Consider the following 12,420-nt stretch of genomic DNA (forward strand, 5'->3'; position numbering starts at 1 on the left):
TTGAAAGTCTTGCGAACAGAACACGAACATTCTCGCTTTTTCGCATCATATATGCAAAAATAGAACGATTCGTACAAATTGAACTTCAGATAAATCCTAGGATAGATAATCGACACCGATGGACGAGAAACATAACGATCTTTTTGGAAATTTGCAAAGCAATACAGAAACGGCAAAAGAACTTTCCGATGGCGTTTCAAAAAAAGCGAATCTCGAAAAAAAAGATAAACAAACGTTGAAATCCTTGACTGTAACAACCGATGCAGAAGATAGCTATGATGCTTCATCTATCCGTGTGCTGGAAGGGTTGGAACCGGTGCGTTTGCGTCCGGGAATGTATATCGGTGGCACTGACAGTAAAGCACTTCATCATCTTTTCGCAGAAGTTATTGATAACTCGATGGACGAGGCTGTTGCAGGCTATGCCAATTTTATCGAAGTATCGCTTGATGCCGACGGGTATTTAACAGTTACCGATAACGGACGCGGTATACCGGTAGAGAACCATCCGCAAATGCCTGATAAATCGACGCTTGAAGTTATCATGACCCAATTACATTCAGGCGGCAAATTCGACGGAAAGGCATATGAAACATCAGGTGGACTTCACGGCGTCGGAATATCGGTTGTCAATGCTTTGTCAGATGACATGGAGGTGGAGGTAGCGCGTGGCCGCAAACTTTACCGACAGCGGTTTTCCCGCGGGATTCCCAAGTCAGGTCTGGAAGATTTAGGCGAAATCCATAATCGCCGTGGTACACGCGTCCGTTTTCATCCGGATGCAGAAATATTTGGGCCAAAAGCTGCTTTCGATCCTGAACGGATCTACAAAATGGCACGCTCGAAAGCCTACCTTTTTGGCGGTGTTGAAATTCGCTGGAGTTGCGATCCGGCAAAGCTTATCGGGAAAGACAATATTCCCGAGAAAGCTGTTTTTCATTTTCCGGGCGGGTTGAAAGATTTTTTAAGTTCATCTCTTGACGGGGAATATCAAGTCACTTCGGATATTTTTGCCGGAAAAACCGAACAGCGCGGTGGCCATGGTTCTGTCGAATGGGCGATCACGTGGTACGGTGGTGACGGTTTTATCCATTCCTATTGCAATACTATACCAACGGGTGAAGGTGGTACGCATGAAGCAGGTTTGAAACAGGCTCTTCTACGCGGATTAAAGGCTTATGCCGAATTGACGGGTAATAAACGGGCTTCCGTTATCACCACCGATGATGTGATGATATCGGCGGCTGTAATGCTTTCGGTCTTTATCCGTGAACCGGAATTTGTCGGACAAACCAAAGATCGTTTGGCGACCGTCGAAGCACAACGAATCGTCGAAAACGCGATTCGTGACCCGTTTGATCATTGGCTCGCCAATTCCCCTCAGGAAGCCACCAAACTTCTTGATTGGGTTGTCGAGAGAGCCGAGGAACGATTAAAAAGGCGTCAAGAGAAAGAAGTCAGTCGCAAAACTGCTGTGCGGAAGCTACGCCTTCCAGGAAAACTCGCTGATTGTACGCATAATTCCGCTGCGGGAGCGGAATTATTTCTCGTCGAAGGTGATTCAGCCGGCGGTTCGGCAAAACAGGCCAGAAATCGTGCAACTCAGGCGGTGTTACCCCTACGCGGAAAGATTCTTAATGTTGCCAGTGCAGGCCGTGACAAGTTGAGTAATAACCAGATAATATCGGACCTTATATTGGCACTCGGTTGTGGTACGCATTCAAAATATAAAGAGAGCGATTTGCGGTATGACCGCATTATCATCATGACAGATGCCGATGTCGACGGCGCCCATATTGCCTCGCTTCTGATTACCTTTTTTTATCAGGAGATGCCGGAACTTATAAAGAAGGGGCATCTTTTTTTAGCTGTTCCGCCTCTCTATCGCATTTCGCAAGGTGGTAATGTTGCCTATGCGCGGGATGATGCTCATAAGGATGAACTATTAAAGACAAAATTTACCGGCCGTGGAAAAATCGAAATCGGTCGGTTCAAAGGTTTAGGAGAAATGCGTTCGGATCAGCTTAAAGAAACGACCATGGATCCGAAAAACAGGACTTTACTACGAGTCGACATTGATAGCGAAAGCAACCAGGAGACTAAAAAAGTCGTTGAGGACCTGATGGGATCAAAGCCTGAAGCCCGTTTTCACTTCATACAGGAAAATGCGGAATTCGCCGATAATCTGGATATTTGATAATTTATCGAAAAATTAAACGTTTAGCGAACCACACCAATAAAATTGACTGTAAAAAAAATCTCGTAAAGCGTCGTTGAAATCTCACACCGTTAAAATTGAAATATTAAGGTTTGATTTTCATGTTCCCAATTTCAAACTGTTGAATACACATTTAGTTTTGTGAATGAGATAGATTTGTCTCGATCCAATGCTCATTTAAAAATATTGATTGTTACCTGAACTTGAAATTATGACAGTAAAACATGAAAGGTTTACGCATAACCATTCGTCAGAGATTTTTTTAAAATATAATACTGTTGCTATAAAATTCATAATTTTAATAATATTTATAATATTATAAATAATTTAAATTATTTTTTCATCTTATATATTTATTTTAATTTTTAATTAATATAATGGTATTAGTCACTATTCTTCTAACATAGTTCTACGTATATTTATTCGTAATAATACTGTGACGATGTAAAATTACCAAGGACCACATCGCGGAGTCCTCATTTCCGGAGAAGTGAACAATTTTCGCGTTGGAACATATCCCGATAAATTTTGCCTTATTCAGGCTCGGCTGCGTCAATTACCCTCAATTGGGGTGAAGCCTGACCGTTCCAATAATTAAGGTTCAGATTACCCGCAATATGAATGTTTTTTCCAAGATGCGCCATCAAAAAGTCCCCGAGATTAGTACCTACAGCGCGAAATGCGATGGCTTTCAGTTTTTTCCCTTCAATATTTGATAGCGACATCAACAGATGCCCGTTGCCCACTTCTCTGACATCTGACAGGCGGTGCGACGGTAATACAAATATTGGTAGCGGATTTCCAGAACCGAAGGGTCCGGCTTTTTCAATCATGTCATAAAGTTCTTTTGTAGCCCCCGAGGCCGATAAAAGCCCATCTATCGACAATGTTTCGTGGGCATGCAAATCATTGACTTTGTCCGACAATTTCTGCTCAAGCCATTTCCGGAATTCGTCTATTTTGCTCTTTAAAATTGTGACGCCTGCGGCCATAGCATGTCCCCCGCCTTTTTCAAGCAGGTTCAATTCAACAGCTTCCCGCACCAGCTCACCGAGATTAACTCCGGCAATCGAACGCCCGGAACCGGTGGCACTGCCATCAGCTTTGATTGCTATTGCAAAAGCCGGACACCTGAATTTTTCTTTCAATCTGGCTGCAAGAATTCCGACGATACCGGGGTGCCACCCTTCGTGAGAAACAACGATCACACTTGGACTTTCATCAAGTTTTAACGATTGCAGATCGCCTTCTGCTTCCAAAAGTTGCTTTGCTTCTATAGCCTGTCTTTCCTGATTGAGAGAATTGAGTTCTTCCGCGATAGCATTGGCCTCGCCTTCGGTTTTAGTAGTTAACAGGCGCGCTCCAAGCGCCTGATCGCCAATTCTGCCTCCCGCATTTATCCGCGGCCCAAGTAAAAAACCAAGATGAAACACATTGAGTGGTTCGCCAATTCTGGCAACTCTTGAAAGCGCTGCAATACCGGGATTGGACATCATACGCGCAACTTTTAACCCCTTTGTAACGAAAGCCCTGTTCACTCCGACAAGCGGCACAACATCACAAACTGTCGCAAGCGCTACAAGATCAAGATAACAAAGAATATCCGGAAGATCGCGATGCTTTCTTTGCTGTCTGATTTTTTTTAACGTCCATGCAACTGTTATAAAAACAAGACCGGCCGCACAAAGATATCCCTGTCCCGAACGGTCATCCGGACGATTCGGATTAACGAGTGCATAGGCTTCCTTATGGACTTCCCCCATCTGGTGATGGTCGAGTACAACCACATCAACACCTTTCTCCCGTGCTGCTTTTATAGCCTCTGCGCTATTTGCTCCACAATCCACAGTGACGATCAAACTTGCACCGTTATCAGCCAACATTTTCATAGCTTGCGGATTGGGTCCATAACCTTCAACGATGCGGTCAGGTATGTAGATATCCACGTCGAGACCGAAAAAAGTCAAAAATTGATAGAGAATAGCCGAAGAACATGCACCATCGACATCATAGTCACCGAAAATCGCAACTTTTTCTTTTTGGTCAATAGCTTGAACAATCCGCTCTGTTGCTTTTTCCATGTCTATAAAAGTCGCCGGATCAGGTGTCAATGCTTTCAAAGTCGGGTCTAGATAATTCAAAACTTCTTCTTCAGGAACCGAACGCGCCGCAAGAACGCGTGCCAGAGGCTCTGCTATGCCGAATTTTTGCGACATAGTGAGAGCATCATTGACCCCTTCCCGATCAAGGCTTGCAATCCATCTCCGTCCGATTGCAGATCGGGCGACACCTAAAAAATTCTGTTCAATCTCTGCCATGATTGATGTGATACAACAAAAAGCCCTTCAACGCGACGCACAAATTCAAATTTCCTTTAATTTTCAGAGACGTGCGCGTAGCAACATAAATAAAAACCTTCAGAAGTGTTTTTTCTCCTCTGAAGGCCTTCCCCTTTTTATGATACTATCTTTATTATCAAATTTTATCCAATGCCTGTTCTATATCGCCAATAATGTCCTTCACGTCTTCTATTCCGATAGACAAACGAACAACGTCCGGACCGGCACCCGCAGCAATTTTTTGACTGTCGGTCAATTGGCGATGAGTGGTCGAAGCCGGATGGATAACAAGCGATCTCGTGTCTCCAATATTTGCTAAAAGCGAAAACAATTTCAATGAAGAAACAAATTTCACACCAGCCTCATATCCGCCTTTGACGCCGAAAGTGAAAACAGAACCTGCACCTTTTGGCGCGTAATGTTGCTGAAGCTTATGATATTTATTGCTTGGCAAACCTGAGTAGTTTACCCATGATACCTTTTTCTGCTTCTCCAGATATTGTGCCACAGCCAAAGCATTATCACTATGTTTTTGCATACGCAGCGGCAAAGTTTCAGCACCTGTCAAAATTAAAAATGCATTAAATGGCGAAATGGTTGGTCCAAAATCACGCATACCCAAAACACGCGCAGCCGTTGCAAAAGCGGCATTCCCCGTGGCTTCGTAGATCACGAGTCCGGCATAATCGGGACGTGGTTCGGTCAATTTTTTATAGTGCCCTGATTTTCCCCAATCAAAAGTTCCGCCATCGACAAGAAGACCACCCATAGAATTGCCATGACCACCGATAAATTTTGTTAGCGAATGGATAACAATATCGGCTCCATGCTCGATCGGGCGCAGTAGATAAGGCGTTGCAAGCGTATTGTCGACAATGAGCGGCACACCATGAGCGTGAGCAATTTTCGCAATTGCTTCGATATCCACCACAATTCCACCCGGATTGGCAAAACTTTCAATATAGATAGCGCGCGTCTTGTCGTCGATTTGCTTCTCGAACGTCTCGGGTTCTTCGCTATCAGCCCAACGGACTTGCCAGTTGAACGACTTGAACGCATTCGAGAATTGGTTGATCGATCCACCATAAAGTTGCCGTCCGGCAACGAAATTTTCTCCGGGTTCCATAAGCGTATGAAATGTAAGAAATTCTGCGGCATGACCGGATGCGGTTGCCAAGGCAGCCGTACCGCCTTCCAGTGCTGCTACTTTTTCTTCCAATACCGCTTGTGTCGGGTTTGTAATACGTCCATAAATATTTCCGGGTTCAGTCAAGGCAAAGCGGTTTGCTGCCTGATCGGCATCCTTGAACACATAGGCTGTGGTCTGATAGATGGGGGTGATCCGGGCACCTGTTGTCGGATCAGGAGCGGTTCCCGCATGGACTGCCAATGTTTCTATTCCCGGTTTTACTTTTGTCATTTGCTTCTCCATAAAGCATCTTGAAATATCTTTGTTACAACGAAGCTAGAAGAACCCGCGTAGAGGCACAAGAAAACAATTTCTCTAATCCCTGAATTGTCACTATTTTTATCCCGCAATTTAACTCGTCCGGATATTTATTTACTCCGACATTTTGCAGTCTGTCTGATCTGGAACATTCAGAATAAAAATCGCTCGCGTTTCCTATCAAAACCGCTTAAGCTGGATTTTTTAACCAATATAATATGCTTGGTTGGATTTTATCGGCAGCGTTTCGACCTACATAACCGAACGTGCAAGCCTGTTAAAGTCATGCGGTGGCTAAACACCACGTGAATTGCTAAGATCGGGAATGTTCAATCGTTTTATTGAAACTGATTTACCTGCTTTTAGTATCGTATCAAATGCAACACATGCATAAGAATGAACTGCCTTTATCGAATTTGATAAATGCACGCCATACATGAAAATCATAGCTTGAAAAGGTAAAGACCAACGGTGGAGGTATGTGAGCGACATAAAATTCCCAATCCACAGTAAAGAGTTGATGTCTTTCACTTCATTCTCCCGTCCAACTGTCGTTCAACGCTTTTAACGGGAAACGTTTTCGCTAGACTTTGTGGTTGATCCTCTACCCGCTCGTATGATCATCCAGCTTCCCTCCCCCCGCGATTTATCATTGATAATAACTGTTTTGGACATTGCTCAAGGCGAAAATATGCTTATCTTGTTATCGATTGGTCCGATGTAGGGCGATTAATTGCTTATTCTCCGATCATGCGTTGATAAACATCCTTTGACTGTCTCCAATTATTGCGGGCCCGAAAATTTTTTTAGATTTACGTTCAATAACAGCATATTGAATTATTTTTTTAATACATTTGTTCAAGTTTTCCAAACAATGCTTTTTCAATAAATGCTTCGCTAAATACCACTAGATATATCCGACTGAAACTTATGAACTCGTGTGCGCATTCGGTGCGCCCCATTCATTTGAACTTTGCCACCTGTCAACCTGCTAAAGTCAGCAAATATTTTCGATGGATGTCTGATGTTTTTAACGGCCAGTTCAACGATATATGTAACTGGGTAATAAAAACCTTTTCGCTGTCAGACAGCGCACCAGCAATATCCTCGCGAATATTGGGGTAAGTTCCTTTGCCAACGCCATATCAATACTATGCGGTACAATATTACCTCTATCGCAAAATATTGGAAATATTGGCTTATTTCTCGATTAATGTAATTTTTTTGATTGACGTAATTGCTCTAAGCTTATAAGAAGCTCGCACGTGTCATGGATGGCACATTTGTTGTGGTCAAATCATCACAACATTAAGCAACAAAAAACGCCCTTGTTTAACATGGGATTTTAAAAAGGAAAGCTTCAATGGCAACTTTTTCACAAAAGCCCGCTGAAGTGGCCAAGAAATGGGTCATTATTGACGCAGAGAACCTTGTTTTAGGTCGTCTTGCCACATTGGTAGCCAACCGGCTACGCGGTAAACACAAACCAACTTATACACCTCACGTTGATGATGGTGACAATGTTATCGTAATCAATGCCGACAAAGTCGTTTTGACTGGCAAAAAACTTCATAACAAAAAATATTACTGGCATACCGGATATATCGGCAGCGTCAAAGAACGTACGGCCCGTCAAATCCTTGAAGGACGTTTTCCTGAACGAGTTATCGAGAAAGCTGTTGAACGCATGATTCCGCGTGGTCCTCTTGGCCGTCGGCAGATGAAAAATTTGCGCGTCTATGCTGGAACCAAACATCCTCATGAAGCCCAGCAACCTGAAGTTATCAATGTTGGTGCACTCAACCGTAAAAATAAAAGGATTGCTTAATTATGGCCGAGATTAGTTCTTTTTCCGAGCTTGGTGCGGCAACCGAAACGGTTGTAGCTCCTGCAGCACCGGAAGCTCCTGTTCATGAACGTAAGCTTGACGCTCAAGGACGTTCCTATGCTACAGGTAAACGTAAAGACGCTATTGCACGCGTTTGGATAAAACCAGGTAGCGGCAAAATTGTCGTTAACGGTAAAGATTTTGACAAATATTTTGCACGCCCTGTTTTGCAGATGATTTTGCGTCAGCCAATTCTTGCTGCAAATCGGGATGGTCAGTTCGACATTATTGCATCGGTTGCCGGTGGTGGTCTTTCGGGTCAAGCCGGTGCGGTTCGTCACGGCATTTCCAAGGCTTTGACCTATTTCGAACCTGGTCTCCGTTCGGTATTGAAGAAAGGCGGCTTCCTTACTCGTGATAGCCGCGTTGTTGAACGTAAGAAATACGGTAAGGCAAAAGCCCGCCGTTCTTTCCAGTTCTCGAAACGTTGATTTCTATTTTGTTTTACGAAAAGCCCTGTTTTTGCGGGGCTTTTTTATTTTTGTAATCTATCGAATTCAAAAGTCTTTACGAGTGTATCTCACCCGAGAAATCGTTTGACCATAGCCATGAAATTAACAACCGATATCGGCTTCGACATATAATCTTCACAGCCGCTGGCTCTTATCCTTTCTTCATCACCTTTCATGGCAAAAGCAGTGACCGCAACAACCGGAATCGATTTTAATTCATCGTCTGCTTTCAATTGTTTTATAACGTCAATTCCGGAAACCTCCGGTAATTGGATATCCATTAAAATAAGGCCGGGTTTGTTTTGTCGAGCCAGATCCAACGCAGCCAAACCGCTGCGGGTTTCAACCGTTTCATAGCCACAGGCTTCGACAAGATCGTGGAACAATTTCATATTGAGTTCGTTATCTTCCACGATCATAACTTTTTTTGACATCCTACAATCTCCGCTCTTCCAGCTTTGTAACTATAAGAGTAAACTTGTTATGGTTACTACTTGGCTAAATGATATGAAAAAACTGATAACCAATCGTGAAGAAGCTGAAGAGTTGGCGGTATCCGCATTATTGTTTATCGCGAACGATCCCGAGCTTATGCCACGTTTTTTAAATATCACAGGTATAAATGCTTCCGATATTCGTACGGCAGCAGCATCGAAAGGTTTCCTTGCTGGCGTATTGCAATTCATATTGGCACATGAACCGACACTCATGGCTTTTTCGGAACAGTCGGGTTACCCCCCACAATCAATCGGAGAAGCTGTCAGCTTTCTTCCTGGCGGAGAACAACCTGTATGGCTATAAGCCCGTTTAATCAACCAGAATATGGTTTTTGTCGGGATTGTTTATCCATTCAGCACAAGTTCAGTAAACGTTGCGAAAAATGTGGTTCGCCGCGCCTTATCCGCCATCCGGAACTTTATTCTCTCACATTGGCTCATATTGATTGCGATGCATTTTACGCTTCCGTTGAAAAGCGTGACCATCCGGAGTTGCGTAACAAACCGGTTATTGTCGGCGGTAGCAAACGCGGGGTGGTTTCGACTGCCTGTTATATTGCGAGAATTTCAGGTGTACACTCAGCAATGCCGATGTTCAAGGCCCTGGAACTTTGCCCAGATGCAATAGTCATTCCTCCCGATATTACAAAATATGCCAGCATAGGGCGGGAAATCCGCCAGCTTATGTTCGAATTAACCCCATTGGTTGAACCTATTTCAATTGACGAGGCATTTCTGGATATGCGTGGTACTGAAAAGCTCCATAAAGCGCCGGCTTCATATATACTCGCACGCTTTGCAAAGCGTATCGAGCAAGAAATCGGTGTTACTGTTTCTATCGGTTTGTCATATTGCAAGTTCTTGGCCAAAATTGCTTCCGATCTTGATAAACCGCGTGGTTTTTCAATCATCGGAGAACATGAAGCACTCGCGTTTCTTGCAAAACAACCTGTAACGAAAATATGGGGTGTCGGTACAGCATTAGCGCAAAAATTATCCCGTGACGGAATTACCTCAGTGGGTGAACTTCAACAATTGGACGAAGCGCTCCTAATCAAACGTTATGGGCAAATGGGTCAGCGCCTTTATCGCTTGTCACGCGGGAAAGATAATCGCCCTGTTCAACCCGAACGAGAAATGAAGAGCATATCATCTGAAACAACCTTTATGAGCGATTTATCAAATGCGGAAGACCTGATACCGGTTTTACGAATGTTGTCTGAAAAAGTTTCAGCACGACTGAAGACAAGTGAAATTGCCGGGCAAACCGTTGTTTTGAAGTTAAAGACCAAAGATTTCAAAACACGAACACGCAACCAAAGCCTTGACGACCCAACACAGACTGCTGATCGAATTTTTCGGGTAGGGTTGCGATTGTTACAGAAGGAACTTGATGGAACGAAATTCCGGCTACTCGGTATAGGTGTCCAGCAATTATCGAAGGCTTCTCGTTTACAAAATAATGATCTTCTCGACCCATTTCAGCACAAACGCGCTATAGCCGAAACCGCGATGGATAAACTTCGTGCCAAATTCGGAGATAAATCTATTGAAACCGGTTATACATTCGGCAAAAATATTTCCGTGCGCAAAGCACCGGATGACAAAGCTTGATAATGCAGAAAAAACATTATTTTCAAAATAATGAAAGGCCGCGCATTTCGCTTGACCCCAAACTCCATGCCGGATGATCAGACAAAAAATCCGCCACTTCCACACAAGCACCATCATCACTTGACTTGCATTAACCTATATCAAAACAATTTAGCCCGACGAACGTCGGTTTTTTTGAACTTTCGTTTACCCGCCCCACTCCTTCGAATTTGACAATAATAGAACCACCTTATTACCCATCCGATAACAGGAACAAATTATCATTGATAAAATTTCGCCCATATTCATTTGGCGACAATTATTTATCAAGCCGGAAAGTTAATACCAACCAAGTGCAATCTGGGCTTCTTCGGACATTCGATCCGGTGTCCACGGTGGATCAAATGTCATATTAACCTCAACGTGTGAAACGCCCTCCACCGCGCCTACTGCATTTTCAACCCAGCTCGGCATATCACCTGCGACAGGACATCCCGGTGCAGTCAATGTCATATCTATCTTTACTGTGCGATCATCCTCGATATCAATCTTGTACACAAGACCAAGCTCGTAAATATCTGCCGGAATTTCGGGGTCGAAAACCGTCTTCAAAGCATTGATAATATCGTCTGTCATACGATCGAGTTCGGCAGGAGGAATCGTTGAAGTGTTTGTCGTAACAACATTATCGCCCCAATCGCCTACCGGCTCCGCAGCATGAATTTTGTTGTCGGAATCACTCATTAAAAAACCTCCTTGCCTTTTCCAACGCTTCGGCAAGCTGATCGACATCATCACGATCATTGTACATTGCAAAAGATGCACGACAGGTCGATGTGACATGAAAGCGATTAAGAAGAGGTTGGGCACAATGCGTTCCCGCTCTCACCGCAACCCCCTGCCGGTCAATGTACATCGATACATCGTGGGGATGTATCCCCTTAAGCTCAAATGAAATAATGCCTCCCTTGTCAGGATCATGTCCGAAAATACGCAACGAGTTGATCGCCCCCAGCCGTTCATGGGCATAGGCCGTCAACGCTTTCTCGTGAGCCTCAAGTGCTTTACGATCTTTCGACATAATATAGTCGAGAGCAACACCCAATCCGATAGCTTGAACAATCGGCGGCGTTCCAGCTTCAAAGCGGTGGGGCGGTTCGTTATACGTGATCTTGTCAACGCTCACGTCTTCAATCATCTCGCCGCCGCCTTGAAACGGGTGCATTTCTTGCAATCGATCTTTTTTGCCGTAAAGAATGCCGATACCTGTCGGCCCATACAGCTTGTGGCCTGTCATCACATACCAGTCGCAATCAAGATCTTGAACATCAACGGTCAAATGAACGGACCCTTGCGCCCCGTCGATCAAAACCGGAATATTCCGCTCATGAGCGGCCCTTATCATCTCTTTGACCGGTGGTACTGTGCCGAGGGTGTTAGACATATGGGTGACTGCTATAAGTTTCGTCTTTTCAGTCAATGCCTTTTCGAAATCCTCCAAATGGAGAACTCCATCGTCGTCAACCGGCACAAAAACAAGTTTTACGCCCTTGACTTCGCGTATAAAATGCCAGGGAACGATATTGGAATGATGTTCCATAATCGTCAAAACAATTTCGTCACCTTCCGAAAAACGCGGCATTCCATATCCATATGCCACAGTATTAATTGCTTCAGTCGCGTTTTTGGTAAAGACAATTTCATCATGCGATGAAGCGTTTATGAATTTACGAACGCTTTCTCTGGCTTTTTCATAAAGTTCGGTCGCAGTGTTCGACAAAAAATGAAGGCCGCGATGAACATTGGCGTAGCTTGTCCGATAGACCTCGTCCATAGCCTCGAGCACCTGCCTCGGCTTCTGGGCCGAAGCAGCATTATCAAGATAGGCCAAGCGTTTACCGTAAATTTTCTGATCAAGAATCGGAAAATCACGCCGTATTTGATCGATATCGAAAGACGAAGACGTTTGGTCTGTCATCATTATTC

Annotated in this window: 10 protein-coding genes; 5 read left to right on the forward strand and 5 right to left on the reverse strand. The window is 44.1% G+C overall.

Annotated features, from left to right (window positions below; translation table 11 throughout):
• The first annotated feature begins 118 nt into the window (after positions 1-118).
• The gene (gene parE, locus H3V12_RS03285; protein WP_198212771.1) at positions 119-2,197 is read left to right on the forward strand and encodes a DNA topoisomerase IV subunit B; all 2,079 of its coding nucleotides are present in this window, start codon (positions 119-121) and stop codon (positions 2,195-2,197) included.
• Positions 2,198-2,751: 554 nt separating this feature from the next.
• On the opposite strand, the gene recJ is transcribed toward parE, so the two are convergent.
• The gene (recJ, locus tag H3V12_RS03290) at positions 2,752-4,536 is read right to left on the reverse strand and encodes a single-stranded-DNA-specific exonuclease RecJ (protein ID WP_198212773.1); all 1,785 of its coding nucleotides are present in this window, start codon (positions 4,534-4,536) and stop codon (positions 2,752-2,754) included.
• Positions 4,537-4,693: 157 nt separating this feature from the next.
• A complete protein-coding gene (locus H3V12_RS03295) occupies positions 4,694-5,977 on the reverse strand; it encodes an O-acetylhomoserine aminocarboxypropyltransferase (protein ID WP_198212775.1) in 1,284 nt (427 codons plus the stop codon).
• Between the two features lie 1,390 nt (positions 5,978-7,367).
• On the opposite strand from H3V12_RS03295, the gene rplM reads away from it, so the two are divergent.
• Positions 7,368-7,832 carry a 50S ribosomal protein L13 gene (gene rplM / locus H3V12_RS03300; protein ID WP_198212777.1) on the forward strand — a complete coding sequence of 155 codons (465 nt, stop codon included), beginning with the start codon at positions 7,368-7,370 and terminating at the stop codon, positions 7,830-7,832.
• Positions 7,833-7,834: 2 nt separating this feature from the next.
• Entirely contained in the window at positions 7,835-8,323 is a 489-nt protein-coding gene (rpsI, locus tag H3V12_RS03305) for a 30S ribosomal protein S9 (RefSeq protein ID WP_075870719.1), read from the forward strand.
• A gap of 89 nt (positions 8,324-8,412) precedes the next feature.
• On the opposite strand, the gene H3V12_RS03310 is transcribed toward rpsI, so the two are convergent.
• The gene (locus tag H3V12_RS03310) at positions 8,413-8,778 is read right to left on the reverse strand and encodes a response regulator (protein WP_075870720.1); all 366 of its coding nucleotides are present in this window, start codon (positions 8,776-8,778) and stop codon (positions 8,413-8,415) included.
• A gap of 73 nt (positions 8,779-8,851) precedes the next feature.
• Between H3V12_RS03310 and H3V12_RS03315 the strand changes: the two genes are divergently transcribed.
• Together H3V12_RS03315 and H3V12_RS03320 are read left to right on the forward strand one after the other, a co-directional pair.
• Positions 8,852-9,145, forward strand: a complete 294-nt coding sequence (locus H3V12_RS03315) for a DUF3572 domain-containing protein (protein WP_198212779.1) — start codon at positions 8,852-8,854, stop codon at positions 9,143-9,145.
• Positions 9,136-10,455, forward strand: coding sequence for a DNA polymerase IV (locus H3V12_RS03320; protein ID WP_198212781.1), 1,320 nt, complete (start codon positions 9,136-9,138; stop codon positions 10,453-10,455). Before H3V12_RS03315 ends, H3V12_RS03320 begins: the two co-directional genes overlap by 10 nt.
• A gap of 318 nt (positions 10,456-10,773) precedes the next feature.
• On the opposite strand, the gene H3V12_RS03325 is transcribed toward H3V12_RS03320, so the two are convergent.
• Both H3V12_RS03325 and H3V12_RS03330 read right to left on the reverse strand, forming a co-directional pair.
• Positions 10,774-11,178, reverse strand: coding sequence for an SUF system Fe-S cluster assembly protein (locus H3V12_RS03325; protein ID WP_198212783.1), 405 nt, complete (start codon positions 11,176-11,178; stop codon positions 10,774-10,776).
• The gene (locus H3V12_RS03330; protein WP_198213768.1) at positions 11,171-12,412 is read right to left on the reverse strand and encodes a cysteine desulfurase; all 1,242 of its coding nucleotides are present in this window, start codon (positions 12,410-12,412) and stop codon (positions 11,171-11,173) included. The genes H3V12_RS03325 and H3V12_RS03330 overlap by 8 nt, the downstream gene beginning before the upstream one ends.
• Positions 12,413-12,420 lie beyond the last annotated feature (8 nt).

Origin of the sequence: Bartonella sp. W8167 (genome assembly GCF_016100335.1) — a bacterium.
Lineage (GTDB): Bacteria > Pseudomonadota > Alphaproteobacteria > Rhizobiales > Rhizobiaceae > Bartonella > Bartonella apis.